Source organism: Acinetobacter sp. 22301, assembly GCF_052045285.1.
Lineage (GTDB): Bacteria > Pseudomonadota > Gammaproteobacteria > Pseudomonadales > Moraxellaceae > Acinetobacter > Acinetobacter pittii.
This window is the reverse complement of the sequence record NZ_JBQEOR010000004.1, coordinates 84,567-110,950: the sequence shown is the minus strand read 5'-3', so window position 1 is coordinate 110,950 and position 26,384 is coordinate 84,567. Positions and strand designations below refer to the sequence as shown.

Below are 26,384 nucleotides of genomic sequence, written 5' to 3'. Positions count from 1 at the left end.
AAAATTGATTTCCAGATTAAAATTATCGACTCAAAGATGGATGATCTTTCCAGCAATATCGTTCAGGCCAATGTTTTGCTTCTTCGGCATAATCAATTCCAATCCGTGGCGTTAGAACTACTTCTGGTTGCGTTGATGCCGCTTCAACCCATAGTCCAGATTCCTCTCCCAAGGTTTGTCCTTTTAAAGTCCGATCAATCCCTAAATAGCGTGTCAATTTGCCGGGTCCAGCTAAAAGCTTATAGTCTTTTTTAGTTGAAGCACTATTTAAAAATGCAGAACGAATCATTACCCCTTCAGGCACACCTTCTGTCTGAGTAATGAGATTGAGCATTTCATACATGCCATAAATTAAATAGACGTAAATTGTGCCACCAGGGCAATACATTACCTCTGTTCGAGCGGTGCGTTTGTCATTGTAACTATGGCAAGCTTTATCACGAACGCCCAAATAAGCTTCAGTTTCACTAATTGTACAGCGGATCACTTGGCTATCAGGTTGTCGCTTACACAATACGCAGCCGATTAAATCATAAGCTACTTCTGAGGTTTCACGTTGAAACCAGCTTAATGGTAAAATATCTGACATAGTAATCTCTGAAATATTACATACCACACGTTATACTTGATTAATCCAGTATATCTGTTAATTCTGCGAGTTGGCATGCCTGAGTTACCCGAAGTCGAAACCACCAAAACCAGTTTATTTCCATTATTGAATCAAAAAGTTCTAAGTGTTGAAGTACGCAATCCTAGCTTACGCTGGCCTATACCAGATGATGTTCAGAAACTTGTTGGGCAACGTCTCATTGGGTTAAATCGACGTTCAAAATATATTTTGGCAGAGTTTGAACAAGATCAAATGCTTTGGCATTTAGGCATGTCAGGAAGCTTTCGTCTAACCGAACCAAATGACGAACTGAGAAAGCATGACCATCTGATTATTCAATTTGAAGATCAGCAATTACGTTACCATGACCCTCGCCGTTTTGGTTGTATTCTTTGGCTTAATCCCGAGACTCAAGGCAAACTCATAGATACTTTAGGGCCTGAACCTTTAAGTACTGACTTTGATGCGGAATATTTAGCTTCAAAACTCAAAAATAAATCTGTCGGCATAAAAATTGCACTCATGGATAATCATGTAGTCGTCGGTGTAGGCAATATTTATGCAACTGAAAGTTTGTTTAATGTTGGTATTCACCCAGCACAGCCTGCTGGTGACTTAAGCATGCAACAAATTGAGAAACTTGTTGTCGAGATTAAGCGCATTTTAAAGTCGGCAATTGATTTAGGTGGCTCGACATTACGAGACTACAGCAATGCCATGGGAGAAAATGGTTATTTTCAGCAAACATTGCTCGCGTATGGTCGTGCTGGAGAAATGTGTGTTAACTGTGAAACCACATTAGAAAACTTAAAACTTGGTCAGCGTGCCAGCGTATTTTGCCCACAGTGCCAACCGCTTAAAAAGCTGAGAAAGCCTTAATTTTTTGGAGGAAGACAACATGCAAACAGCAATTGTCCGACATATTTTAGTCAAAGATAAAGACTTAGCTGAGCAGCTAAAAAAGAAGCTTCAAAGTGGCGCTGACTTTGCCAAACTTGCCAAGCAATACTCTACCTGTAATTCGGCAAAACGTGGTGGTGAACTTGGTGAAGTCAAAAAAGGGCAATTGGTGCCCGTCATCGACAAAGTTGTTTTTACAGCTGCTGAACGTGTGTTACAAGGTCCGATCAAAAGTCAGTTTGGCTATCATCTTTTAGAAGTTAAATTCAGAATGGGGAGCTTAAGATAAGCCCCCTCACAAGTTAATTTAAATTCATAAACAATAGCCCAGTTACTCAATAAAAGAGGTCATTACCGACCTCTTTTATTTTTTAAATTTACCACCAATATTCTAGTTGCATGCCAAAATTTGACCCATGTCCTGTGTTATAAAAATCACTATCAGGATATAAATTGCCTCTCAAATTCTGTTCATTCTTGTTCCAAAAAGCATAGGTGTAATACAACCGAAGTTCAGGCCTATCGTAATATCCTGTTCCTTTTAGTGACCAAGTTGGTGCAATAGTCAATTTTGTTAGGCTTCGATTTTGATCATTGTTATCTATCTGGTCATAGCCAATTTCGGTCGATATTTTAAAATGGTCTTGTACAACATAAGCTATTCGGGAGCCTATCGAAAACCATTCATTATCATTCTGATTCTTAAATTTATCTTTTTGATATATAAATTGAGCCTGTCCATTGAAAACTTTATTTTCAGATTCCCAATCTAAAACTTCAATGAATCTTAAAGAAGAATTATCTCGGTCCAACTCAGGGTTGCCAGTATAACTTAGCCCCATACCTGCTCCTTCGCCATATTGCAAAGCAACTGTATTCTTACCATTTAAGACATCGGAAGTTATATTCTGCAATGTTAAGGCCCAACCTGTATGATCTGCATCAATAATAGATAAGCCTGTATTCAGTTTATTTGTACCATTTAGCTGAATGTCTTTTATGGTAAAGTCATGTCTATTAATATATTTTTTCTGAAATAGATTATCTTTTCTAGAAAAAACATAGCTTAATGACAGATCCTTAATTTTATAATTATCGATCCCGAACCCTGTTCCGCTTTGGTTCCAATAGAATAAATCAGACATATGAATATCATTTCGATTATAAAACCTTCTGCCTAACCAAAGATTTGCTCCATTTAAATAAGAAATATTTTTCCAATCTAGATAGATCTGATTTAAGCGCGTATAGCCATCGTCACCACTAAAACTTAAACTTTGACCATACTGGTTATAAAATTGAAGCATTCCATTGATACTAATCTCAGAATTATCATTCAATTTTAGAAGATTCTGTTTGGCAAATAGCTCCGCATATTGTTCACATTCATTTCCAAGACGGTATTTTGAAGGTGCGCCAGTGAGCTGAAAACATTCTTGTAATTCCCCGCTCTCTGTAACTCCTATACCTGTACGTACATATCCTCCAATTTCAGTAGCGAAAGTAATTTGCGATATGGCATAAAACGTAGTTCCAATAATCCAAGGAGACTTCTTCATTTAAAATTCCTTTTTAAGTGTGAGTTTTCCACACTCACTTATATTCCAAGCCAGGTTGGATAAAAGGACTAATGATTATTAGAAAGAAAACGAAGACTATGTGTGATTTGAAAAGGCTCAAACAAGAGCCTCTATATATTATTTTTTAAATTAGATCTAAAAGAGAAAAATTGAGTTCGTGAAGCCAGCTTTTGTATTTAAATATTTTTAGCATGAGCATTCATTTGATATGTCCAAGCTTTAACAGTTTCCCCTGATTCAAGCATTACATCTACTATAACTCGTTCATATTGAAAGCCTTCAAAATCATCAAGCATCTGCCAGTTTTCAGCAAGTTTTTCTGTGCTAAATAGATAGCCTTCTACCCACTCCGCCTGAGGATCTAACACAATTGCTTTTAAGCCTTGATCTGGTCCCCAATCTAAAATATGTATGATTCCTCTTACTGAAGCTTTGGTCCACGTTCCCCCAATCTGTTCGAGAATATGTGCATTTGCTTTATTTGGACATAATGTTCCATACACAAAAAGCTGATTCATTCATCTATCCCTTTTTCAATATTCATAGTTGGTCTGATCTGCGATCTTGCAATTTTATCAATATCTTGATTCCAATATAAAATATGAAGTAATAAAAAACGGCACTCAAGGTACCGTTTTTATTTCAAATCTTATTAGGCTTGCTTTTTCAACTCATCACGAATTTCACGTAATAATTGAATATCTTCAGGAGTTGCAGCTGGAGCTTCTGGTTCATTTTTATCACGGCGAAGTCTATTTAATAATTTCACCATTAAGAACACAACCCAAGCCAAAATAATGAAGTTAATTAAAATGGTGAGGAAATTACCATAAGTTAAGACATTAACACCTGCTTTTTGCAAAGCATCTAAAGATTGTAAATTGTTAGGGTTTGCACCTAATACAATGAATTTTTGTGAAAAATCAACACCACCACCAGTAATCACACTGATAAGTGGCATGATAATATCTTTTACTAAAGAGTCTACGATTTTGCCAAAAGCACCACCAATAATCACACCGATGGCTAAATCCATCATATTGCCTTTAATGGCAAATTCTTTAAATTCTTGAATAATACTCATCTAAACATCTCCAGATGTCGGGGGGCCGAAACACGTCATATTTTTCTTTTTCATTGGCATCTTATCGAATTAGATAGTACTCGCCATGATATTGATAATTTAATATTTTTATCAAAAAAAGAAAGTTATTTCACACTTTAACAACATATTCTCTTACAACAAAAATATGATTTTAAGCCCACTTTAATTTCAAATATAACGATTAAAAAAACCGCTAAATTAATTTAGCGGTTTTTTCTTTTTCATTTAAGAAAAATTATTTATCACGGTTACGTTTACGTTCATTTTCAGTCAAGTAACGCTTACGGATACGGATTGATTTAGGTGTTACTTCTACTAACTCGTCATCTTCAATGAATTCAAGCGCTTGTTCAAGCGTATATTCAATTGCAGGTACTAAAGTTAAAGCATCATCTGTACCAGACGCACGAACGTTAGTTAATTGTTTCGCTTTAGTAGGGTTTACAACCATATCGTCTGAACGAGAGTTAATACCCACGATCATACCTTCGTAAACTTCTAACTGTGGTTTAGCGAACAAACGACCACGGTCTTGTAAACTGAACAATGCATAGCCCAAGCAAGTACCTTGAACCATAGAGATCAATACACCGTTTTGACGTTTCGCAACAGTACCTTGTTTAACAGGACCATAATGCGAGAAGCTTGAAGTCATGATCCCTGTACCAGAAGTCATAGTCAAGAATTCAGAACGGAAACCAATCAAACCACGTGAAGGTACAGTTGCTTCAATACGGATACGGCCTTTACCGTCAACTTCCATATTGGTCATCTCGCCTTTACGGTGACCCATTTGTTCCATTACAGCACCTTGATGCTGTTCTTCAACGTCAAAAGTTACGTTTTCGTAAGGCTCTTGTCTTTCACCATCAATTTCTTTGATGATTACTTGTGGACGAGATACGCCCATTTCGAAGCCTTCACGACGCATGTTTTCAATTAAAACTGAAAGATGAAGTTCACCACGGCCAGATACTTTGAAACGGTCTGGACTGTCAGTGTCTTCAACACGTAAAGCTACGTTATGAATTAATTCGCGATCAAGACGTTCACGGATATTACGTGAAGTTACGAACTTACCTTCTTTACCAGCAAACGGAGAGTTGTTTACTTGGAAAGTCATAGATACTGTAGGTTCATCTACAGATAAAGCTGGTAATGCTTCAACATTTTTCGGATCACAAATGGTGTCAGAAATGTTAAGTGCGTCGATACCAGTAATACATACGATATCACCAGCAGATGCTGATTCAACATCGATACGCTCTAAACCATGGTAACCCATGATTTTTAAGATACGGCCGTTACGTGTATTGCCTTCTTTGTCAATTACAGTAACAGGAGTATTTAATTTTACTGAACCACGCTGAATACGACCAACACCGATAACACCTACGAAGCTGTTATAGTCAAGTGAAGAAATCTGCATTTGGAATGGACCATCAACATCAACTGCTGGTGGTTCAACGATGTCTACAATCGTTTCGAACAACGGTGTCATGTCTTCTGCAAGTTCTTCTGGAGCAGGACCTGCTACACCACGTAAACCTGATGCATAAACGATTGGGAAATCTAATTGCTCATCAGTTGCACCAAGGTTATCGAATAAATCAAATACTTGATCAATAACCCAATCTGGACGCGCACTTGGTTTGTCAACTTTGTTGATAATAACAATTGGCTTTAAACCACGAGCAAAGGCTTTTTGTGTCACAAAGCGAGTTTGTGGCATTGGGCCTTCTTGAGAGTCAACTAAAAGTAATACGCAGTCAACCATCGACATAACACGTTCTACTTCACCACCGAAGTCGGCGTGTCCCGGGGTATCCACGATGTTGATACGGTAAGTTGTATCAGTACGTTTATCTAACCAAGTAATAGAAGTGTTCTTTGCAAGAATGGTAATACCACGTTCACTTTCAAGCGCATTTGAGTCCATGACACGCTCAATCTCGCCTGCTCGTTCACCGAGAGCACCAGATTGCTGAAGTAGTTTATCGACAAGTGTGGTTTTCCCGTGGTCGACGTGCGCAATAATTGCGATATTACGGAGATTTTTGATATCTGACATGAAAATTCGAAACGCCTGAAATTTGAGGGCAAATTATACAGAAAAACACTACTCTTGAGTAGTGACAGTTTATTGACATTGACAAAAAAATTTTCCAATAGCCTGTATTTCGTTTTGTAAAGATAGGTATCTCGATTAGAATAGCGCCAATTTGCGAAATTGCGGCGTACCTACACCCATGTCCAATCAACACTCTCAAGACCATCTTGACCTTGTTTATGGCTTAGATGATCGACCAAAACCTTTGATCGCTTTTTTAGCAGCTTTCCAGCATTTGCTTGCGATTATTGTACCAATTGTTACACCAGGGCTTTTAATTTGTTTAGCTTTAGGCGTATCACGCACCGAAACTAACATGATTTTATCTATGTCTTTGGTGATTTCGGGTATTGCTACATTTCTTCAATGTAAAAAAGTCGGCCCGTTTGGTGCAGGTCTTCTGATTGTACAAGGCACAAGCTTTAACTTTATTGGACCAATTATTGGTATTGGTAGTGCAATGGTTGCCGCAGGAACTCCTGTAAACCAAGTTATGGCTGCAATTTTTGGTGTAGTCATTGCTGGTTCCTTTATTGAAATGGGTGTTTCGCAAATTCTTCCATGGGTAAAAAGATTAATTACTCCCTTGGTGACTGGTATTGTTGTTCTATTAATTGGCTTAACGCTTATTAAGGAAGGCTTGATTAGTATGGGTGGTGGCTACCAAGCCATGCAAGACCATACTTTTGCAAGTGCAGACAACCTTATTATGTCATGTACCGTACTTGCTATTATTATTGTGCTAAACCGCATTCGGGTGGTTTGGATTAAAAGCTCAGCAATTTTAATTGCTTTAGTGATTGGTTACATTCTTGCAGGATTTATGGGTTACCTAGATTTCTCAGGTATTAAAGATGCGCCTCTTGTACAGATTCCAACGCCGATGCATTTTGGTTTAAGCTTTTCTTGGGGCTTATTCATTCCAATGGCTTTTATTTATTTAGTCACATCTTTAGAAGCGATTGGTGACGTGACTGCAACCAGTAAACTTTCAAACCAACCCGTTAATGGTCCAGAATGGATGAAACGTATTAAAGGTGGTGTTTTAGTGAATGGTGCGAACTCTTTACTCGCAGGTTTATTTAACACCTTCCCTAGCTCTGTTTTTGCTCAAAATAATGGTGTCATCCAACTCACTGGGGTTGCAAGTCGTTATGTGGGTATCTGGATTGCTGCTTTACTTATTTTATTAGGTTTATTTCCAGCAGTAGCTGGTGTAATACAAGCCGTACCACAGGCGGTATTAGGTGGCGCTGTGATGGTCATGTTCGGTGCCGTAGCTGCATCAGGTATTAACATTCTCTCATCTATTCATTTAGATCGCCGAGCACTTTTAATTATCGCAATTTCACTTGCATTAGGTTTGGGGGTTGCTCAAGTTCCTCAAATTTTGGAACACCTACCAGAATTATTTAAAAATATTTTTAGCTCTGGCGTAGCGACAGGCGGTATTGCAGCATTAATTTTAAATGTTGTACTTCCTGAAACACACAAATAACTATTTTTTAATTTTGATTACTGCCCAGTTTCCACTGGGCATTCTTCTTCATGAGAGATGTACATGGATCCTAGAAGTGAAGTGATATTAAGACAACAAGACTATTTAAAAGGTAGAGTCTTGTTAATTAATGCACCGAGTGATGCCCTAGTCAGTCAATTACCAGCTGATATTGATGCTTCAGTCTGGACATGGAACCATGCTGACTACCAGAGCTTTATAAATAGTGGAACAAATGCGCATTTCTCAGTTGAGTTTCCATTACAAGAATTCGATCAAGCTGTCATTTTTGTTCCCAAATCTAAAGAACTGTTAAATTACATATTGCATGTCGTAATGAGCAATCTTAAAACTGCTCAGTCTGTTTTTTTAGTAGGTGAAAAAAAAGGTGGTGTTGAACGCGCTGCCAAACAATTACAAAGCTTCGGCAAAGTACTTAAACTTGATAGTGCACGTCACTGTCAGCTATGGCACTTAAAGATTGAAAAAACAGAACAGCTTAAACCTCTCGAAAGTTGGCTTAAAACTTACACTGTTCATGTTAATGAACAAGAACTTACGATTTGTGCCCTTCCCGGTGTGTTTAGCCAAAATCATCTAGATGTCGGAACTGCTGTTTTACTCCCTTATCTTAATCAGGTGAAATCAGGTAGAATTGCCGACTTCGGGTGTGGTGCTGGAATTATCAGTTGCTATTTGGCAAAAATAAATTCAAGTAATATTATTCATGCCCTAGATATTGATGCTTTCGCTTTACGGTCAACGGAAATGACTTTTAGTCGAAATGGAATAGGTTCAGACCAGTTGAGATTGCAGCCTGTTACAGGAATTGCAGACGCTCCAACAGAACTTGATGCCATTGTCAGTAATCCCCCTTTCCATCAAGGTATTCATACCAACTATGATGCAAGTGAAGGACTCTGCCAGAACGCTAAAAAACATTTAAAGGCATCAGGTGAGCTATGGATTGTAGCAAACCGTTTTTTAAACTATCCGATCTTAATTGAGAAGCACTTTGGTCAGTGCCAGATTAAAACTGATCATCAAGGCTTTAAGGTGTTATATGCCTGTGCATAACAAACTATGTAAGGAATCTCCATGAGCGAAACACATGCTCCTGAAAAACTCCAGCGTAAGCTTGGGGCTCGTCATCTGAATATGATCGCCATTGGTGGTTCCATTGGTACAGGCCTCTTCCTTGCTTCTGGATCAACCATTGCAAACGCTGGCCCTGGTGGAGCGCTACTCGCCTACTCACTCATTGGCATTATGATTTACTTCTTAATGACCAGCTTAGGTGAGCTTGCAACTCATACACCAACATCCGGCGCCTTTTTTACTTACGGCAGTCGTTATGTCGAAGAAGGCTTTGGTTTCGCTCTAGGCTGGAACTATTGGTATAACTGGGCAATTACGGTTGCATTCGAACTTGTTGCGGTTCAGTTTATTATGAAGTTCTGGTTCCCTGATATTCCAGGGTTCTATTGGAGTGCCCTGTTCCTTATTGTTATCTTTCTGATCAATGCCATGACAGTAAAGGGATTTGGGGAAAGCGAATTCTGGTTTTCGATGGTTAAAGTAATTGCAATTGTTGCATTTATTATTATTGGCTTAGCCATGATCATCAAGATTATGCTAACTCCAGGTGTTGCAACTTTCGGAAACTGGACCTACAAAGAGGCACCTTTTGTAGGCGGTTTACAAGCCATGATTGGAGTAGCAATGATTGCTGGATTCTCTTTCCAAGGAACTGAAATGGTTGGAGTTGCTGCTGGCGAATCAAAAGATCCAAAGAAGACAATTCCACTTGCAATCAAACAGATTTTCTGGCGAATCTTATTATTTTATATCCTATGTATTTTCATTATCGGCACTTTGATTGCCTATGATGACCCGAATTTACTGCAAGCAGCAGCCACTGAAGATATCGCACTATCTCCATTTACATTGCTTTATGAAAGAGTAGGTTTTGCTTTCGCTGCGAGTTTAATGAATGCTGTCATTCTTACTGCTATTTTATCAGCAGGTAATTCAGGCATGTATTCCTCAACTCGTATGTTGTTTAAAATGGCTCAAGAAGGCCGTGCACCAAAGTGGTTTGCAAAACTCGATGGTCGTGGCGTTCCAATGAACGCGCTATACGCAACGACATTTATTGCTGCATTCTGTTTTTTAACGACATTTATTGGTGAAAAACAAGTATTTAACTGGCTACTCAATATGTCGGGTATGTGCGGTTTTATTGTTTGGTTAGGAATTGCGATTTCACATTATCGTTTCCGTAAAGGATATATTGCTCAAGGCTATAAATTAGAAGATTTAGCATATCGTGCCAAATTTTTCCCATTTGCCCCTTGGTTTGCTTTTATTCTCTGTTCAATCATCATTTTAGGGCAGAACTATCAAGCCATTTTAGGTGGAAAAATTGATTGGTTAGGCTTACTTTCAACTTATATTAGCTTGCCTTTGTTCTTGATCATTTGGTTAGGCTATAAGTGGAAAAATAAAACCAAATTGATCTCTTACGATCAAATGAACGTCAAACCTGAGCAAGACTAAGAATCGGTAATTAAAAGTTAATTAAAGATCAAAAACTTGATCTTTGATTAAAAAAGCGTAAAATGCCGTTCAGATTTTCAACGGCACTTTTAAATAAGGAGGACATCATGCCATTAGTACAAGGTAAAACAGATTAAATAATTTGGCACGATGTCAGCTCACGGACAAGTGTACAAATTCACACCACTTGTCCGAATGCTTAAATTTAAAACCTAGCATTCGCTAGGTTTTTTTATGCCTGCTCGGACAAAAATAAGAGAAAAAATTATGGGCATACAAAAAATATTAAACAAGGAGGCACTCTATGGTGTCCCTATTAAAATTTTCACTCAAGACATAGATAGTGAAAGTATCGAACAACTCAAGAAAATGGCACAACTGCAATTCATCTATTCTCATATTGCTGTTATGCCCGATGTTCACCTAGGAAAAGGCGCAACTGTAGGTAGTGTTATTCCAACTAAACACGCCATTATCCCTGCTGCTGTAGGGGTAGATATTGGTTGTGGTATGAATGCAATTCACTTGAGTTTAAAGGCTTCACAATTACCTGATAACTTAAGCCGTTTGCGTGATGCGATCGAACGTAAAGTCCCGGTTGGCTTTGCTTTACATAAACAGGTTAAGGCAAAGGTTTCCAGCATTATTCCACTTGAAAAACGCTTAGAGCCAATTATCAAAAAGCATCCTGGCCTTGTGCGTATGCTTCGACAATTTGATGCAACATGGCAAAAGCAACTTGGGACTTTAGGTGGTGGTAACCACTTTATAGAATTATGTATTGATGAAAATCAAGACGTATGGGTGATGCTACATTCAGGTAGCAGAGGGCTTGGCAATGTTATTGGCACTTATTTTATTGAGTTAGCCAAAAAAGAAGCTCAACATCGCTTTGGCCATGTTCCAGATAAAGACTTAAGTTATTTTGCTGAAGGCTCAAAAAGTTTTGATGATTATGTAGAAGCTGTAGAGTGGGCACAAGAATATGCTTTTGAAAATCGCAAAGAGATGATGCGATTAATTTTAGAAGCGATCCGCCCTCTCCTACCTTCTTTTCAAATGACAAAAGAAGCGATTAATTGTCATCATAATTATGTAAGCCGTGAAACACATTTTGGCGAAAATCTATTGATTACCCGAAAAGGTGCAATTAGAGCAGGCTTAGATGAGCTAGGTATTATTCCAGGTTCAATGGGAGCACGATCTTATATTGTTAAAGGCAAAGCAAATCCTGAATCATTTTGTTCTTGTTCTCATGGCGCGGGTCGCAAGATGAGTAGAAGTAAAGCAAAAGTTCTTTTTAATCAGCAAGATCTTATTGAACAAACCCAAGGTATTGAATGCCGTAAAGACAATGGCGTTGTCGATGAAATTCCAAGCGCCTATAAAGACATTGATGAAGTCATGGCGAATCAGTCAGATCTCATTGAAGTCGTTCATACTCTAAAACAAGTTTTATGTATTAAAGGTTAAAGCATGAAAATTAAAGAAATGCCAAAGATCAAAGTCCGTAATCAAGTAGCTCTATCCCCTTTACTTCACAAAGGTGGTATGCACGAAACGGAAAAACCTCGTGCTCAACATCGTAGAGATAGACAAGACACTAAACAGCAATTGAGAAAAGGTAATTGGTAACTAATTTAAACCAAGATCGAAAGTAATTATTAAGGAGACACAGAAATGACTAAATATTTTAAAAATCGCCATAAAAAAGCGACTCTAACGAGTCGCTTTTTTACTGTTCAAGAAATCAGATTATTGAGCTGCTGCTTCTTGGCCAGGTTGAACAACTACAGTACGGCTACCAGTGATTGTCGCGAATACACGACGGTTCATAGCACGACCTTCTTTAGTTTTGTTGTCAGCAATCGGTTGATCCCAAGCGAAACCTTGAGTAGACAAACGAGATGCATCAACATTGTATTCGTTTACAAGAGCTGATTTAACAGAGTTAGCACGAGCTAAAGATAAACGTTCGTTCAACTTACGTGGACCAGTGTTATCTGTGTGACCTTCGATACGTGCAGTAGCGTTAGGGTATTCAGTTAACTTCTCAGCAACTTTAGCGATTTCTGGCTTGTATTGGTCTTTGATGTTTGATTTGTTAGTATCAAAGAACACACGAAGTTCCATGTTAAGGTCTTCAGTTAACTCTTGTGGTTGTGGAGCAACTGGAGTTGGTTCAACTGGAGCAACTTCTACTACAGGAGCAGCAGGCTTCAAGTGACCACCAAGAACTACGTTTAAACCAGCAAGAGCTGTATAGTTCCAGAACTCTTCATCAGCGTTATAAGTAGCACGAGCTTCTGTACGAAGAGATAAAGCATCGTTTAAGCGCCAGAAAGCACCAACACCCGCATTACCTAAAGTACCTTCTTCTGAGTTACCACGTGTACCACGGTTTACGCCATCAAAGTCATACTTGTAGTGACCAGCACCTAACAATACGTATGGCTTGATTTTGCTGTCGTAGTTTTTAGTGATTAAATCAGAAGTAACATAGAAGTTACCGTTGATTTGTTTTTGTTTATATTCAGCACCAGCAGCAGCGCCGTCTACGTCGCCTTTAACTTGGTTATATTCAGCTTCGAAACCTAACCATGGTGTTAACTCGATACCAAGAGCTGCACCAACGAATAAATCGTCTTGTAACTCAGGTCCGTTAGTTAAGTTACCATCTTTACCGCCATTGTTGTGTTGGCTGTCTTGGAAAGTGTAACCAAGCAATAATGGAGTAACTGTTACGCCAGCATTAGCAGCAGCTAATGGAGCAGCAACAAGCATAGTAGCAAGTGCAATACGACTCAATTTCATGGATATCCTCCAGAGATAACAATTGTTGTTCAAGCTCAGCCTAAATTTATTGGCCCCTGAGATATTTTCACCCCAGTATTATTTTTAAGCTATTCACATTTGAATCATACAAACACTTGATAGACTTTCCAAGTGCTTGATAATTTTAATCAAGTAAATTATTGACAAAATTACTTACAATTTCCGTTGTAATTCGGTAATTTTTCACTCAACTAGCAAATATGAACAACTTCTTTCTTTCGCTTACGGTGATTTTACCAGTATTCTAGCATCCTGATAACCTTTATTTAATTTTGTGTTTCCTCACTATAAAAATCATTATAAGTCATTGATAGAAACCATAAAATCAAAATATTTCTTTATATATTAAGGAATTTTAATGTTTAAATCTCCTGGTTTCACGTTGTTGGAACTCACTATAACGCTCGCAATTCTTATGATTATGGCCACTATAGCGCTTCCTTTATATCATCAATTTATGGCTTCTGTAGAATTAAAAAATTCGTCTCGACTACTCACAATTCATATACAAAAAGCCAAATACGACGCAATTCTACGACATAAGAGTGTCGTACTTTGCCCAAGTGTTGATTTGTCTACATGTAATAGTAACTGGGATACAAGTCTTATAAGCTTTGTAGACACGAATCAGAATCTACAAAGAGAAAATAATGAAGAAGTATTAACCAATGTTGAATTTGCTCATCGCTACGGTTCTTTAAAATTTCAAAAGTTTGGAAAAAAACTAAATAGTATTGTATTTCAGGGCGACACAGGACTCCCACGCGAATCTAACGGCGCTTTTACTTACTGTTCTTATAACCAACTTAAAAACTTTAAATTAATTCTCAGCAAAATGGGGCACACCCGTTTAGAAGATCTTAAAAATTGTTAGAACTCTACAGTCTAATGCAGAAGATATCTCTCTTTGCTTTTTGCAATATACTGCCTAGGTTTTAAACATTTCTTATTTTGAGATTAAGAACAATCGGAGATTACAACAATGACTGACATCGTAATTGTGAATGGTGCTCGTACTGCCATGGGTGGTTTTCAAGGATCACTATCAGGACTTACAGCGCCTGAATTGGGTGCGGTAACGATTAAAGAAGCAATCGCACGTGCAGGTTTACAACCTACTGATGTCGAAGAAGTCATTATGGGTTGTGTACTGCCTGCAGGCTTAAAGCAAGGTCCAGCACGTCAAGCGATGCGTAAAGCTGGCTTACCAGACTCTACAGGTGCTGTAACGATTAATAAGCTTTGTGGTTCTGGCATGAAAGCTGTTATGCAAGCCGCTGATATGATTAAAGCAGGTAGTGCTGAAGTTGTTGTTGCCGGCGGCATGGAGTCTATGACAAATGCACCTTATGTTTTACCAAAAGCACGAGCTGGCTATCGCATGGGCCATGGCGAAATTAAAGATCATATGTTCTTTGACGGGCTTGAAGATGCTGAAACTGGGCGTTTAATGGGTTCATTTGCTCAAGATATGGCCAATACTCGTGGCTATACACGTGAGCAAATGGATGACTTTGCGATTCGCTCTTTGAAACGTGCTCAAACAGCAATTACTGAAGGTTATTTCAAAGACGAAATCGTTCCAGTTAGCGTACCTAGTCGTAAAGGTGATGTCGTTGTTGATCAGGATGAACAACCTTTAAATGCCAAGATTGACAAGATTCCTTCACTCAAACCAGCTTTTGCAAAAGGCGGTACGATTACCGCCGCAAATGCAAGTTCTATTTCGGATGGTGCGTCTGCATTAGTATTAACTTCAAGTGAAGTTGCAGCACATCGCGGTTTACAACCGCTCGCAAAAATTATCGCGACAGCGTCAAACTCTCAGCATCCTTCAGAATTTACGATCGCTCCAGTTGGTGCTATTGAAAAAGTTCTTAAAAAAGCGGGATGGAATGCTCAAGACGTCGATCTTTGGGAAATTAACGAAGCTTTTGCTATGGTTACTATGTGTCCAATTGATGATTTCAAACTTGATGCAGAGAAAGTAAATATCAATGGTGGTGCTTGTGCACTAGGTCACCCTGTAGGTTCTACGGGCTCTCGTATTATTCTTACACTTATTCATGCACTGAAACGTACTGGCGGTAAAAAAGGTATTGCTGCACTCTGTATTGGTGGTGGTGAAGCAACAGCGGTTGCAATTGAACTCATTTAATCCAAATTCATTATTTTAAAATCCCACTTCGGTGGGATTTTTTATGAAAAAACTACAAAAAATGACCCACAAAATCACTTTTAAGTTTTAACTTATTCCTTTAAACGAAAACAACAATGGACAATAACAATGCAACTCAATCACTATCTCAATTTCCAAGGTCAAGCAGAACAAGCCTTTAACTTTTATAAATCAGTATTTGGTGGTGAATTCGGTATGTTAAGCCGTTATGGTGATATGCCAGCGCCTGAAGATGTGACGTTATCGGAAGCCGACAAAAATCTGGTTCTACATGTTTCTTTACCGATTAATGAGTACACTGTGCTTATGGCCTCAGATACAAATGATCAGTTTTGTGCCCCTAACAGCGTTTTTACCCAAGGAAATAATCACTACATCTCGATCAACCTTGAAAAAGATGAGCAAGAAAAAGCAAAACAACTTTTTGATGCTTTATCTGTTAATGGTCAAATTGAAATGCCTTTAGAAAAAACGTTCTGGGGCGCATTGTACGGTGCTTTTACCGATCAGTTCGGTATAAAGTGGATGGTTAACTGCCAGCTTGATACCTAATATTTTCAATATTTAGCCCTTATAGAGATACCCACTATTTCTATAAGGGCCTTAAACATCGATATTGGAATATTGTGCAATAATCATTAAACCTACAGTAATAAAACCAATTCCCACCCATCCTGCCACATCAATATTCTGACCAAGAAAAATCTTTGCCAAAAAAGCTGTTGCTAATACACCTATCCCAGACCAAAGCACATATAAGATTCCAGCTTGCATATATTTCAAAGCAATAGCAGCGCATGCAAAAGAAATAATATACAAAACCAGAGCAATACCCTGAGCTGTTTTATTGACTAAGCCATTCCCCTTAGCAGAATAAAATGTTGAGAGTACATCTGTCGCAATAGCAAAAAGTAGCCACAAAGCACCAGGATTTATTTTTGAAATTAAACCTAACATTGTTGTTCTTCAGTTGAGTCATTTAAAAATTATTCATAAAAAAAGCTGAACCTGAGTTCAGCCTTTATATTTAAAAACTATTTAAGCACCAGTTTGATAACTTGCTTGCGGTACGGCTGTTGAAGCTTGGTATGAGTTGGTAAAGTCTTGCAAACCAGCTGCCGCTTCTTGCACATCTTTACCCTCTTTAATCACAAAACTATCAAAACCTGAACGTTTTAAGTAGTTTAAGACATCCTTAAACACATCACCAGTTGCACGCAATTCACCTTGGAAACCTTGACGACGCAATAGTGCAGCGAATGAATAACCACGACCATCACCAAAACCTGCAAATTCAATGAAGATTGCATCAAGTTCATTTAATGGAAATGTGTGCTCTTCAGGTGAATCATTTACAGTCACATACAAAGCTTTTTTGCCTTGAACGTTAGCTAATTGATCGAGTTGAGCTGTTGTTACAACAACATCACCTTGGGGAATAACACCATCTTCAGCAATGATTTGATAAGTATTATCTGCAATCGTGCCATCTTTATAAAGCACTGGTAGAGCTGTATTAAGCATATGCACGCTCCTTAAATGGTTGAATTCCTACACGGCGATATGTATCAACAAAACGCTCACCTTCCGTACGCAAATCAAGATAAGTATTCAATACTTCTTCAATAACATCTGGCACCGCATCTGCTGCAAAAGACGGCCCTAAGATGTCACCGATTGATGCATCATGGTCTGAATTACCACCTAATGTAATTTGATAGAACTCAGCGCCTTTCTTATCTACGCCTAAAATACCGATGTTACCTACGTGGTGGTGACCACAAGCATTCATACAACCAGAAATATTTAGATCCAAATGACCAAGATCATAAACTTTGTCTAAGTCATCAAAACGACGTGTAATCGCTTCAGCAATTGGAATTGATTTCGCATTTGCAAGTGAACAGAAATCACCGCCTGGGCAACTAATGATATCGGTAATAAAGCCGATATGTGCGCGTGCCATATTTTGTTGTTCAAGCGCTTGCCATACATCAAACAAATCTTTTTGAGGTACATCTGCCAAAGCAATGTTTTGTTCGTGAGTCGTACGAAGCTCACCGAAAGTGTATTTATCAGCAAGATCTGCAATAAAATTCATTTCTTCGGTGGTCATATCACCTGGCGCAATACCTGCGCGTTTTAGAGAAATCGTAACAATACGATAGCCCTTCACTTTATGCGCATGCGTGTTGATGTTGAACCACTGTTTGAATTTTGGATGCTCAGCAAATAAAGCTGTGAAGTCTTCATCTGCCAAATCTTGATAATCAAACGGGGTGAATTCTTCATCCAGTTTTTTCAAGATTTCTGGCTGAATCTTTAATGCTTCACGTGTATGTTCAAATTCAGCTTCAACTTTTTGTGCAAACACTTCAGGAGTTAATGCCTTAACTAGAATTTTGATACGCGCTTTATATTTGTTATCACGACGACCATGCAAGTTATAAACACGTAAAACCGCTTCTAAGTAAGCAATTAAATCTTCACGTGGTAAAAACTCACGGATAACGCTACCGATGATTGGGGTACGGCCTAAACCACCTCCAGCCATAATTTTGTAGCCGATTTCACCAGCTTCATTACGCACGATATAAACACCAATATCGTGGAATGCAGTTGCCGCACGATCTTTTTCTTCAAGTGCAGAAACAGCAATTTTGAACTTACGTGGCAAGAATGCAAATTCTGGGTGGAATGTACTCCACTGACGAATCAATTCACATGTTGGACGTGGATCTGCAATTTCACCAGCAACCACACCTGCATATTGGTCAGTTGTGGTGTTACGAATACAGTTACCACTGGTTTGAATGGCATGCATTTGTACAGTTGCAAGTTCAGCCAAAATGTCTGGCACATCTTCAAGTGCAGGCCAGTTTAACTGAATGTTTTGACGTGTAGATACATGTGCATAACCACGGTCATAAGCAGTTGAAACTTCAGCAACTTTACGTAATTGTTTAGAATTCATTAAGCCATACGGCACAGCAATACGCAGCATAGGCGCATAACGTTGCACATATAAACCATTTTGCAAACGTAATGGACGATATTCGTCTTCAGAAAGTTTGCCAGCTAAATAGCGTTCTGTTTGATCACGGAACTGAGCAACTCGTTCATTAACCAGCTGCTGGTCGAAATCGGTATATAAATACATGGCGTATGGCTAGTAGATTCATTATTAAGGCGGATAGCATAGCGAGCTTTTATTCATCAATAAAATGCTTTTTTTGCATATTTAATAACGGTTTTATTGATAAGCTTTAATATAAATCGACATAAAAAAGCCCGGATAAATCCAGGCCCTTTCTATAAAAGCTTTTTATTTGTTATCTGGTAAGGCATAAGCCACTAAATAATCGCCCATTTTCGTACCAAATGAACCATGACCACCAGCCATGATCACAACATATTGCTTACCATTGATTTCATAAGTCATTGGTGTTGCTTGTCCACCTGCTGGTAAACGCGCTTCCCAAAGTTTCTTACCGTTAGTAACGTTAAACGCACGTAAGTAGTTATCTTGAGTTGCACCAACAAACATGACATTACCGGCAGTAGAAATTGAACCACCTAAACCAGGCACACCAATTTTCACAGCTGGTAACTGGAACAAGTTCGGCAAGCTGTCACGAATTGTACCAATACGTTTTTTCCATACCACTTCATGAGTTTTCAAATCAACGCCAGCTACATAGCCCCAAGCCGGTTGTTTACAAGGTAAACCAAGCGGAGATAAGAATGCGCTAATTTCAACACCATACGGTACGCCGTACATTGGTTGTACGCCCTGCTCAGTTCCTGCACCTTTTGCAGTTTGTGCACGGTTTGGATCAGCAGGAATTAAACGACTGACGAATGGCAGACCAATCGGGTTCATTACAGCAACCTGACGATCTGGGTTAACTGACATACCGCCCCATTCAAATACACCCAAGTTACCAGGGAAAACTAAAGTACCGTTTTCAGATGGTGGAGTATAAATACCATCGTAATTTAGACGTTTGAAAGATACACGACACATGAGCTGATCAAGCATAGTGGCACCCCACATGTCTTTATCAGTCAATTTATCTTGTGGTGCCAAGTTCAAGTCAGAGAATGGCTGAGTTTTTGAATAGAACTCACCTTTAGTTTGTGGTCCACGTTTAACTGTTTGTGGAACTGGTTTCTCAGTTACAGGAACAATTGGTTTACCATTACGGCGATCAAGCACAAAGGCATTACCTGTTTTCGTCAATACATAGATTGCAGGAACAGTTTGGCCGGCTTTGTTTTTGATATCAGCTAAAGATGGTTGTGATGGTACGTCCATATCCCATAAATCGTGATGGGTTGTCTGGAAGTTCCACACTAATTTACCAGTAGAAGCATTAATCGCTAACATTGAGTTTGCATAACGCTCTTTCAGCTCGGTACGGTCACCACCCCAGATATCTGGTGTACCTACACCTGTTGGTACATAAACGATATCAAGTTTGGCATCGTATGCTAAAGGTGCCCACGCATTTGGTGAGTTGTGAACAAAAGTAGTACCTTCGCCTGGCATTGCATTTGGATCTGCTGCGCCAGTATCAAATACCCAAAGAAGTTTACCAGTGTTAACGTCGTATCCACGAATCACACCAGATGGCTCTTTATTGGAGTAGTTATCTGTTACAGAACCAGCAATCACAACAGTTGAACCAGTCACGATACCAGGAGATGTTGGGTTGTAACCGCCTGGATAAGCATATGGCATAAACTCTTGTAAGTTCACTTGACCATTTTGACCAAAGTCAGTACATGCTTTACCAGTGTCAGCATTTACAGCCACTAAACGGCCATCGTTGACTGGTACAAATACCTTACGTGGACATTGTGTAGAGCTAGATTTCTTGCTTTGAAGACTCGTTGCAAACTCAGTTGTATTGTTTGCATCGTAGTACATCACACCACGACAAGTTAAATGCTGGAACGATTTATCCGTTTTAAGTTTCGGATCAAAACGCCATTTTTCTTTACCTGTAGCAGGATCAATCGCAATTAACTGCTGGTGAGCTGTACAGATAAACATGTTGTTACCGATTTTAATCGGTGTAACCTGATTGGTCGTTTCGCCAGAGTCGTTATCTGTCTTAAGATCGCCAGTACGTAAAGTCCAGGCAACTTTCAAGTCTTTTACGTTTTGATCATTGATCTGTTTCAATGGAGAATAACGCACGCCTGCTTGAGTACGACCATAAGCTGGCCAATCGCTTTCAGCAACACCAGGCACGGCTTGAGCTGTTTCTGGTTGAGGTGTTTTGATTTCACCATTAATTTCTTGCGGATCATTGAAAATAGAATAAACCATCAACACGATTGCAATTGCTAAAGTTGAAGATAAGGCAACTTTACTTGATCCAAGGTTGTTGATTCCACGAGTTACAGCCGGAACCAATAACCATAAACCAAGAATACCTAAAATATCTAAACGTGGTGCAAGCGCCCAAAAGTCTGTTCCAACTTCCCAGACACTCCAGATAATAGTTCCTAGCATTAATGCAGCATAAACCCACAAAGCAGTAGAAGCACGCTTATAGAGTTGCCATGCAACAATGAGGAGTAATACTCCAGCTATAATGTAGTAAATTGAACCGCCTAGTGTAGCGAGCCAAATACCTCCAATTAACAGGAATAACGCCAGTAACCCAATAATAATTACGGTAAAAGTCGTTAAACCTGATCTTGAAGTAGGTTGATTCATAAACCACCTCTTATCAATCATCATTTTTATAGGAAAGATGTGCCAAGAACCTTATAGAAAAATGGCATCACCAATACATCTAAAACAAATTCAGGCATCAAGAAAAAACGGAAGGTCAGGATAATTCAATCAATGATTTAGCCCTCGACAATCCGTTTTTCGGAGTAATTACGCTTAGAATGCAGTTGAGAATTTAATACCGCCAACCCAAGTGTTATCACCATTTTTTAATGCACCAACATGACGAACATATTGCACATTTGGACGAATAGTTAACCAGTTAGTGGCATGAATACCGTAGTAAAGCTCGGTATTGTATTCAGTGTCATATTCTTTAGTTTGAACATCGTTCCAATCATCATTGATATGGATACGAGCCACACCGAGTGCCAACTCATCTTGAGGACGTTGATTGAGCAAACCTTTATAGACCAAGCCTACATTTTGCATGTTATCAATTTTGTTGGTATCAGAGTCGTGGAAAGTCAGGTTCACAAAACCTGTCAAACCGCGATCTGTTTGATCAGCAGGCTGGAATAATTTTTGTTTTGCAGTTACCCACACCCCTTGTTTATGAGATGTTTGAGCCTTATTCGTAATTTCTTCAGCGTCAGCAGTACTGTAGTAATAACCTAAACGGTATTCACCAGCCATACTTTGAACACCTAATTTAGGTGACCAAACCACTTCGGCAGGAATAATTGCACCGTGAGAACCATCAGTACTTAAGTTAAAACCTTTGCCTCGGTCCAGATTTTCTGGGTTGTATTCATATACACCAACTTGTGTATATAAGTCAGGTTGCAAGTTATATTTAACACGCATTGCCCATTGGCTTACTGGCCAGTTATACCACTGATCGCCCACCCAGTTACCGACTTGTGAACCACAAAGCGCCAAGTTCTGGAAATCGCAATCAAAACTGTTAAAGTCTTCACCTTCACCAAAACGACCAACTTTCACATCTAACTTCTGGTCAAGGAATTTCTTCTTGATCCACAAATCTGTTAAACGCCAAGTTTGTTCACGCCCCCACACTTCTTGTACTGAGCTTAAGTGCCCTGCTAAAGCTGGTGAATGTTCAGAAAGCGACTGCCCATCACGATATGTTAATGTGATTTGAGCTTCAGTATCTTGCCAACCTAAAATTTTATTTAGGTCAAAATGAGTTCCTAGTGCAAGTTGCCCCGTATAAGCACTACCATGCGTAGACGTATTTTTTGAATCTAAAATACCGGCATATTCGCCGGTATATCCAAAAGAAAAATCATAACCTTGTGCTTGTAACGCTGTGCGTTGACCGTTCCAATCACCCAACATCCAAGGACTATTTGGGTCGAATGCAGCAGCAGCTTGTGCATGCTGTATAAAAAGAGTAATTGATAAAACGGATAAACAGGAAGCCATCAAGGATTTATGTGTTTTCATGTTTACATACCTTTTATGTCTTTGTTTATAAAGGGTACGCTAATTTTATGTAAAGAAATTATTCAAAATGTTAATCGATTGATTAATCTAATAATAATCTTAATACACATTGTATGAAAAATGGCCCCAGCTCTTTACCACTGCCCTTCACCAAGTTTTTGACCTATAAAGGAATATCTCATTTTCGATCTTGAAAACTTAATTGGACAAGCCAATTGTGGTTCTGTATCCGCTGTATTATTTTGCAAAGGTACATCCACAATCCATCCACGTTCTTGTGCTAAAGGCGAGTTTAAGGACTCTGTTAGGCTTAAAACAGGTTCTACACACACATCAAGATTTGCAAAAATTTCATGCCATTCTTTAAATGATTTCATTTTAATTTTCTCTTGAATAGCTTGTTTAACTTCCTGTCGGTCTTCGACATCTAAGGAAGCACCTTTTTGTAATAATAAAGGCAAATCAAGCGCCACTGATAAACCAGACATAAATTGTGGCTCAAGACTACCTATTGAAAGATAACGACCATCTTGAGTCATATAATAGTCATAAAAAATACCGCCATTGAGCATGCCATGCTCTGGAGCCTGCTCAACCTGTGCAGCAAGTGTCGCTGATGCGGCCATACTATTGAGGCTAGCAACACAATCGGTCATGGAAATATCAATATATTGTCCCATTCCACTACGTCCACGTTCGACAACCGCCGCTAAAATTGCAATGACAGCATGAAGTGAACCACCTGCAATGTCTGCGACTTGAATACCGAGTGGTGGTGGACCACTGTCTTGTCGGCCGCTATATCCAGCAATACCTGCTAAAGCTAAATAGTTAATGTCATGCCCAGCTCTGTCTTTATAGCTCCCTGTTTGTCCATAACCTGTAATTGAACAATAAATGAGACGTGGGTTAATTTCGGCAAGTGTCGCGTAGTCTAAACCGAGACGGCGCATAACATCAGGTCGGAACTGCTCTATGACAACATCAAACTCAGAAATTTTGGCTTTAATCAGATCAATACTCGCTTTATCTTTTAAATCCAGAACAATCGACTGTTTATTTCGGTTTAAATAACTATGTGCTGTTGCTTGACCATTTGCGTATGGCGGCATGATTCGAATTAAATCAGGACGTGATGGAGATTCAATATGGATGACTTCTGCCCCCATATCGGCTAAATACATTGTGGCAAAAGGCCCAGGTAAGAGCGTCGAGAAATCGAGAACTTTAAGTCCATTTAATGCTGTCGTCATCGTATTTTTAACCACTATTATTCGAATTTTCTTTTATATTAGTTAAGCAAATATTCTAAAACAATGTCATGTTCAGCCATTTACCTTGATCATTTCGGCAATTTAACATGTAAAAAGTGCTTTTACTCTGTTGTAAATCGCCAATTTATTTTTTTAGACGGTCATTTAGGTCAATTTAAAGTGAACATCAAAGAGACTGAAGGATTCAATATGAGTCGCGATACGATTAGCATCCACTTCGTGAATGCGGCTTTGACAGGCGTAAAACGCCTTGGCATGGATGTTGAAATGCTCCTTTCACATGTGGGTATTGAAGCGGAATTATTACGTCAACCTAAAGCTCGAATCTCACCAGAACAATACACTCGATTTATAAAAATGTTGTGGATGGTCACACAGGATGAACACGTTGGATTTGACGTACAACCGCGTCGTCTGGGCACTTTTGCCATTATGTGTCAGTTGATTATTCACGCAAAAACATTGGGCCAAGCCCTTGAACTGTCATCTCAATTCTACAAATTATTTGGCGATGAATGGTCTGTAACTCTAGAGCGTGACAAACATGAAGCACGCCTAGTTCCCCTCATTCCAAAAACTTTAGATCCAGACCATTTCATTACTGAAAGTATGCTCATGATTTGGCACGGTCTAGCTTCATGGTTGATTGAACGTCGTTTGCCATTAGAACGTGTTCATTTTAGCTATCCACGTCCTGCACATGCCGATGAATATGATGCATTATTTTTTGCACCAGTCATGCAGTTCGATGCACCGCGTACTGAAATTACCTTTGCAGCTGATTATCTTGATTTGCCAATCCGCCAAGATGAAAAAACGCTAGAAGAATTCTTAAAAGCAGCTCCTGCTCAGCTTTTAGTAAAATTCAAAAATACTAACTCGCTAACTTCTCGTATTCGTGAAGTGCTCAAAAGCCAGATTGGTGAAGAAATGCCAACGCTTAATGACGTGGCATCAATGTTATATTTATCTCCTCAAACCTTACGTCGCCGCTTGGCTGCCGAAGGTAAAAGCTACCAAGGCGTAAAAGATGCCCTACGCCGAGATGCTGCGATTCACTTGTTACTCAACCCTGAGTTAACACTTGAAGATGTTGCCCAACAAGTTGGCTTTAGTGAAACCAGTACTTTCCACCGTGCATTTAAAAAGTGGACGGGTGTAACCCCTGGCCTATATCGCCAGCTACATGGTTATCACTAATTCTTAAATCTATTTAGCTTCACATTTAGCCCAAGTTCAACTTGGGCTTTTTTGTATTTCTATTGGCAAAAATCATCACCTGACTGGTGCGCTTATCGTCATTGCGTTGCCTTTTAAAACCAGTACACTCAAAACACAACAAAGTTTAAGTAATAAAAAAGGAACTGTTATGAGCGAGGCTTATATTATTGATGCCATTCGCACCCCACGCGGAAAAGGAAAAAAAGATGGCTCTCTTTATGAAGTAAAACCAATTACATTACTGACGACCTTATTAAATGAATTACAGCAGCGCCATCAACTCGATACGTCTAAAGTCGATGACATTGTTTTGGGCTGCGTAACACCAATTGGCGATCAAGGTGGTGATATTGCCAAAACTGCAGCGATTGCAGCAGGTTGGAATGATGATGTTGCTGGGGTGCAAATCAATCGCTTTTGTGCATCAGGCTTAGAAGCAGTCAATATGGCAGCAATGAAAGTCCGCTCTGGTTGGGAAGATTTAGTGGTTGCTGGTGGCGTTGAATCAATGTCACGCATTCTAATGGGCTCGGATGGTGGGCCGTGGGCATTAGATCCAGAAACAAATCTTAAGTCATCATTTGTTCCACAAGGTATTGGGGCCGACCTCATTGCAACCTTAGATGGCTATAGCCGTGAAGATGTTGATAATTTTGCTGTAAAGTCACAGCAAAAAGCGGCGGCGGCTCAATCAAATGGTTATTTCGACCAATCAGTTGTGCCAGTAAAAGATCATGCAGGTGTGGTGATTTTAGAGAAAGATGAATTTATTAAAGGCAATACCACACTCGAAGGTCTAACGAAGCTCAACCCAAGTTTTGAAATGATGGGACAAATGGGGTTTGATGCAGTTGCTTTACAAAAATATCCAGAAGCACAAAAAATAAATCATGTTCATCACGCAGGTAACTCATCAGGTATTGTCGATGGAGCAGCTGTAGTTTTATTAGCTTCTGAAAAAGCTGTCAAAGAACAAAATTTAAAACCACGCGCTAAAGTTTTGGCGACTGCACTGGTTGGTACCGACCCAACCATCATGCTGACCGGCCCTGCTCCTGCTGCACGTAAAGCTTTAGAAAAAGCTGGGCTAACGATTGATGATATTGACCTATTTGAAGTCAATGAAGCATTCGCGGCAGTTGTAATGCGTTTTATTAATGAGCTCAACGTCCCAGCTGAGAAAGTCAACGTAAATGGCGGTGCGATTGCTTTAGGTCATCCATTAGGAGCAACAGGTGCCATGATTTTAGGCACTTTACTTGATGAGCTTGAACGACAAGATAAAAAGCGCGGTTTAGCGACCCTCTGTGTTGGCGGTGGGATGGGTATTGCCACCATTATTGAACGCGTATAA

24 protein-coding genes are annotated in these 26,384 nt (G+C 39.2%); 12 read left to right on the top strand and 12 right to left on the bottom strand.

All coding sequences use genetic code 11. The annotated features are described in order from the left end of the window. Positions 1–22 precede the first annotated feature (22 nt). Positions 23–589, bottom strand: a complete 567-nt coding sequence (locus ACTJJH_RS08725; protein WP_320124211.1) for a DNA-3-methyladenine glycosylase — start codon at positions 587–589, stop codon at positions 23–25. 75 nt (positions 590–664) lie between these two features. Here ACTJJH_RS08725 and mutM point away from each other — a divergent pair, with 75 nt between their 5' ends. Together mutM and ACTJJH_RS08715 are read left to right on the top strand one after the other, a co-directional pair. Next, positions 665–1,489: a bifunctional DNA-formamidopyrimidine glycosylase/DNA-(apurinic or apyrimidinic site) lyase gene (mutM, locus tag ACTJJH_RS08720; RefSeq protein ID WP_039762964.1), complete on the top strand. Its 825-nt coding sequence runs from the start codon at positions 665–667 to the stop codon at positions 1,487–1,489. A gap of 19 nt (positions 1,490–1,508) precedes the next feature. Continuing rightward, on the top strand, positions 1,509–1,799 hold the full coding sequence (locus tag ACTJJH_RS08715) for a peptidylprolyl isomerase (protein WP_002051379.1): 291 nt from the start codon (positions 1,509–1,511) through the stop codon (positions 1,797–1,799). Positions 1,800–1,887: 88 nt separating this feature from the next. Here ACTJJH_RS08715 and ACTJJH_RS08710 read toward each other — a convergent pair whose 3' ends face one another. From ACTJJH_RS08710 to typA, 4 genes are all read right to left on the bottom strand, one after another. Further along, positions 1,888–3,069, bottom strand: coding sequence for a maltoporin (locus ACTJJH_RS08710; RefSeq protein WP_130119498.1), 1,182 nt, complete (start codon positions 3,067–3,069; stop codon positions 1,888–1,890). Between the two features lie 197 nt (positions 3,070–3,266). Further along, complete coding sequence (locus tag ACTJJH_RS08705; RefSeq protein ID WP_032036936.1) at positions 3,267–3,608, bottom strand: gamma-glutamylcyclotransferase family protein; 342 nt, start codon at positions 3,606–3,608, stop codon at positions 3,267–3,269. 134 nt (positions 3,609–3,742) lie between these two features. Beyond that, positions 3,743–4,174 carry a large conductance mechanosensitive channel protein MscL gene (gene mscL, locus ACTJJH_RS08700; protein ID WP_017385595.1) on the bottom strand — a complete coding sequence of 144 codons (432 nt, stop codon included), beginning with the start codon at positions 4,172–4,174 and terminating at the stop codon, positions 3,743–3,745. 256 nt (positions 4,175–4,430) lie between these two features. Continuing rightward, on the bottom strand, positions 4,431–6,266 hold the full coding sequence (typA, locus tag ACTJJH_RS08695; protein WP_002116501.1) for a translational GTPase TypA: 1,836 nt from the start codon (positions 6,264–6,266) through the stop codon (positions 4,431–4,433). A 178-nt stretch (positions 6,267–6,444) separates the two neighbouring features. On the opposite strand from typA, the gene ACTJJH_RS08690 reads away from it, so the two are divergent. The 5 genes from ACTJJH_RS08690 to ACTJJH_RS08670 all read left to right on the top strand — a co-directional run bounded on the left by ACTJJH_RS08690 (position 6,445) and on the right by ACTJJH_RS08670 (position 11,997). Next, positions 6,445–7,803 (top strand): uracil-xanthine permease family protein, encoded by a 1,359-nt coding sequence (locus ACTJJH_RS08690; RefSeq protein WP_002116159.1) that lies wholly within the window; start codon positions 6,445–6,447, stop codon positions 7,801–7,803. Between the two features lie 63 nt (positions 7,804–7,866). Beyond that, entirely contained in the window at positions 7,867–8,880 is a 1,014-nt protein-coding gene (locus ACTJJH_RS08685; RefSeq protein WP_078224066.1) for a methyltransferase, read from the top strand. A 21-nt stretch (positions 8,881–8,901) separates the two neighbouring features. Continuing rightward, positions 8,902–10,362 carry an amino acid permease gene (locus ACTJJH_RS08680; protein WP_014207587.1) on the top strand — a complete coding sequence of 487 codons (1,461 nt, stop codon included), beginning with the start codon at positions 8,902–8,904 and terminating at the stop codon, positions 10,360–10,362. Positions 10,363–10,629: 267 nt separating this feature from the next. Beyond that, positions 10,630–11,835: an RtcB family protein gene (locus tag ACTJJH_RS08675; RefSeq protein ID WP_440601009.1), complete on the top strand. Its 1,206-nt coding sequence runs from the start codon at positions 10,630–10,632 to the stop codon at positions 11,833–11,835. Positions 11,836–11,838: 3 nt separating this feature from the next. Beyond that, on the top strand, positions 11,839–11,997 hold the full coding sequence (locus tag ACTJJH_RS08670) for a hypothetical protein (protein WP_017402640.1): 159 nt from the start codon (positions 11,839–11,841) through the stop codon (positions 11,995–11,997). A 120-nt stretch (positions 11,998–12,117) separates the two neighbouring features. On the opposite strand, the gene omp38 is transcribed toward ACTJJH_RS08670, so the two are convergent. Next, a complete protein-coding gene (gene omp38 / locus ACTJJH_RS08665; RefSeq protein WP_004789217.1) occupies positions 12,118–13,176 on the bottom strand; it encodes an outer membrane protein Omp38 in 1,059 nt (352 codons plus the stop codon). Positions 13,177–13,555: 379 nt separating this feature from the next. On the opposite strand from omp38, the gene ACTJJH_RS08660 reads away from it, so the two are divergent. The 3 genes from ACTJJH_RS08660 (at position 13,556) to ACTJJH_RS08650 (ending at position 15,928) form a co-directional block, all read left to right on the top strand. After that, a complete protein-coding gene (locus ACTJJH_RS08660; protein WP_320124214.1) occupies positions 13,556–14,071 on the top strand; it encodes a GspH/FimT family pseudopilin in 516 nt (171 codons plus the stop codon). A gap of 108 nt (positions 14,072–14,179) precedes the next feature. After that, on the top strand, positions 14,180–15,355 hold the full coding sequence (locus ACTJJH_RS08655; protein ID WP_320124215.1) for a thiolase family protein: 1,176 nt from the start codon (positions 14,180–14,182) through the stop codon (positions 15,353–15,355). A 129-nt stretch (positions 15,356–15,484) separates the two neighbouring features. Then, on the top strand, positions 15,485–15,928 hold the full coding sequence (locus tag ACTJJH_RS08650) for a VOC family protein (protein WP_320124216.1): 444 nt from the start codon (positions 15,485–15,487) through the stop codon (positions 15,926–15,928). 51 nt (positions 15,929–15,979) lie between these two features. Here the strand turns inward: ACTJJH_RS08650 and ACTJJH_RS08645 are convergent, their stop codons facing one another. From ACTJJH_RS08645 to ACTJJH_RS08620, 6 genes are all read right to left on the bottom strand, one after another. Beyond that, positions 15,980–16,333 carry a DMT family transporter gene (locus ACTJJH_RS08645; protein WP_005072757.1) on the bottom strand — a complete coding sequence of 118 codons (354 nt, stop codon included), beginning with the start codon at positions 16,331–16,333 and terminating at the stop codon, positions 15,980–15,982. An 81-nt stretch (positions 16,334–16,414) separates the two neighbouring features. Next, positions 16,415–16,900 (bottom strand): DUF934 domain-containing protein, encoded by a 486-nt coding sequence (locus ACTJJH_RS08640; RefSeq protein ID WP_068564985.1) that lies wholly within the window; start codon positions 16,898–16,900, stop codon positions 16,415–16,417. After that, a complete protein-coding gene (locus ACTJJH_RS08635; RefSeq protein WP_004789205.1) occupies positions 16,893–18,536 on the bottom strand; it encodes a nitrite/sulfite reductase in 1,644 nt (547 codons plus the stop codon). Before ACTJJH_RS08635 ends, ACTJJH_RS08640 begins: the two co-directional genes overlap by 8 nt. Before the next feature lie 165 nt (positions 18,537–18,701). Continuing rightward, entirely contained in the window at positions 18,702–21,107 is a 2,406-nt protein-coding gene (locus tag ACTJJH_RS08630; protein ID WP_167563068.1) for a glucose/quinate/shikimate family membrane-bound PQQ-dependent dehydrogenase, read from the bottom strand. A gap of 174 nt (positions 21,108–21,281) precedes the next feature. After that, positions 21,282–22,514 carry a carbohydrate porin gene (locus ACTJJH_RS08625; RefSeq protein WP_080947650.1) on the bottom strand — a complete coding sequence of 411 codons (1,233 nt, stop codon included), beginning with the start codon at positions 22,512–22,514 and terminating at the stop codon, positions 21,282–21,284. Between the two features lie 155 nt (positions 22,515–22,669). Next, the gene (locus ACTJJH_RS08620; RefSeq protein ID WP_440601008.1) at positions 22,670–23,788 is read right to left on the bottom strand and encodes a CaiB/BaiF CoA transferase family protein; all 1,119 of its coding nucleotides are present in this window, start codon (positions 23,786–23,788) and stop codon (positions 22,670–22,672) included. A 210-nt stretch (positions 23,789–23,998) separates the two neighbouring features. On the opposite strand from ACTJJH_RS08620, the gene ACTJJH_RS08615 reads away from it, so the two are divergent. Further along, positions 23,999–25,009 carry an AraC family transcriptional regulator gene (locus tag ACTJJH_RS08615; RefSeq protein WP_002116561.1) on the top strand — a complete coding sequence of 337 codons (1,011 nt, stop codon included), beginning with the start codon at positions 23,999–24,001 and terminating at the stop codon, positions 25,007–25,009. A 169-nt stretch (positions 25,010–25,178) separates the two neighbouring features. Next, the gene (locus tag ACTJJH_RS08610) at positions 25,179–26,384 is read left to right on the top strand and encodes an acetyl-CoA C-acetyltransferase (protein ID WP_440601007.1); all 1,206 of its coding nucleotides are present in this window, start codon (positions 25,179–25,181) and stop codon (positions 26,382–26,384) included.

Bases quoted from the DNA above. Each gene is read 5' to 3' on its own strand.
- ACTJJH_RS08655 (WP_320124215.1), top strand. From the start codon at position 14,180: ATGACTGACATCGTAATTGTGAATGGTGCTCGTACTGCCATGGGTGGT.
- ACTJJH_RS08630 (WP_167563068.1), bottom strand. From the start codon at position 21,107: ATGAATCAACCTACTTCAAGATCAGGTTTAACGACTTTTACCGTAATT.
- ACTJJH_RS08675 (WP_440601009.1), top strand. From the start codon at position 10,630: ATGGGCATACAAAAAATATTAAACAAGGAGGCACTCTATGGTGTCCCT.
- ACTJJH_RS08625 (WP_080947650.1), bottom strand. From the start codon at position 22,514: ATGGCTTCCTGTTTATCCGTTTTATCAATTACTCTTTTTATACAGCAT.
- ACTJJH_RS08640 (WP_068564985.1), bottom strand. From the start codon at position 16,900: ATGCTTAATACAGCTCTACCAGTGCTTTATAAAGATGGCACGATTGCA.
- mscL (WP_017385595.1), bottom strand. From the start codon at position 4,174: ATGAGTATTATTCAAGAATTTAAAGAATTTGCCATTAAAGGCAATATG.
- ACTJJH_RS08705 (WP_032036936.1), bottom strand. From the start codon at position 3,608: ATGAATCAGCTTTTTGTGTATGGAACATTATGTCCAAATAAAGCAAAT.
- ACTJJH_RS08670 (WP_017402640.1), top strand. From the start codon at position 11,839: ATGAAAATTAAAGAAATGCCAAAGATCAAAGTCCGTAATCAAGTAGCT.
- ACTJJH_RS08650 (WP_320124216.1), top strand. From the start codon at position 15,485: ATGCAACTCAATCACTATCTCAATTTCCAAGGTCAAGCAGAACAAGCC.
- ACTJJH_RS08715 (WP_002051379.1), top strand. From the start codon at position 1,509: ATGCAAACAGCAATTGTCCGACATATTTTAGTCAAAGATAAAGACTTA.
- ACTJJH_RS08710 (WP_130119498.1), bottom strand. From the start codon at position 3,069: ATGAAGAAGTCTCCTTGGATTATTGGAACTACGTTTTATGCCATATCG.
- ACTJJH_RS08645 (WP_005072757.1), bottom strand. From the start codon at position 16,333: ATGTTAGGTTTAATTTCAAAAATAAATCCTGGTGCTTTGTGGCTACTT.
- ACTJJH_RS08610 (WP_440601007.1), top strand. From the start codon at position 25,179: ATGAGCGAGGCTTATATTATTGATGCCATTCGCACCCCACGCGGAAAA.
- ACTJJH_RS08660 (WP_320124214.1), top strand. From the start codon at position 13,556: ATGTTTAAATCTCCTGGTTTCACGTTGTTGGAACTCACTATAACGCTC.
- ACTJJH_RS08635 (WP_004789205.1), bottom strand. From the start codon at position 18,536: ATGTATTTATATACCGATTTCGACCAGCAGCTGGTTAATGAACGAGTT.
- ACTJJH_RS08685 (WP_078224066.1), top strand. From the start codon at position 7,867: ATGGATCCTAGAAGTGAAGTGATATTAAGACAACAAGACTATTTAAAA.
- ACTJJH_RS08620 (WP_440601008.1), bottom strand. From the start codon at position 23,788: ATGACGACAGCATTAAATGGACTTAAAGTTCTCGATTTCTCGACGCTC.
- omp38 (WP_004789217.1), bottom strand. From the start codon at position 13,176: ATGAAATTGAGTCGTATTGCACTTGCTACTATGCTTGTTGCTGCTCCA.
- ACTJJH_RS08615 (WP_002116561.1), top strand. From the start codon at position 23,999: ATGAGTCGCGATACGATTAGCATCCACTTCGTGAATGCGGCTTTGACA.
- ACTJJH_RS08725 (WP_320124211.1), bottom strand. From the start codon at position 589: ATGTCAGATATTTTACCATTAAGCTGGTTTCAACGTGAAACCTCAGAA.
- typA (WP_002116501.1), bottom strand. From the start codon at position 6,266: ATGTCAGATATCAAAAATCTCCGTAATATCGCAATTATTGCGCACGTC.
- mutM (WP_039762964.1), top strand. From the start codon at position 665: ATGCCTGAGTTACCCGAAGTCGAAACCACCAAAACCAGTTTATTTCCA.
- ACTJJH_RS08690 (WP_002116159.1), top strand. From the start codon at position 6,445: ATGTCCAATCAACACTCTCAAGACCATCTTGACCTTGTTTATGGCTTA.
- ACTJJH_RS08680 (WP_014207587.1), top strand. From the start codon at position 8,902: ATGAGCGAAACACATGCTCCTGAAAAACTCCAGCGTAAGCTTGGGGCT.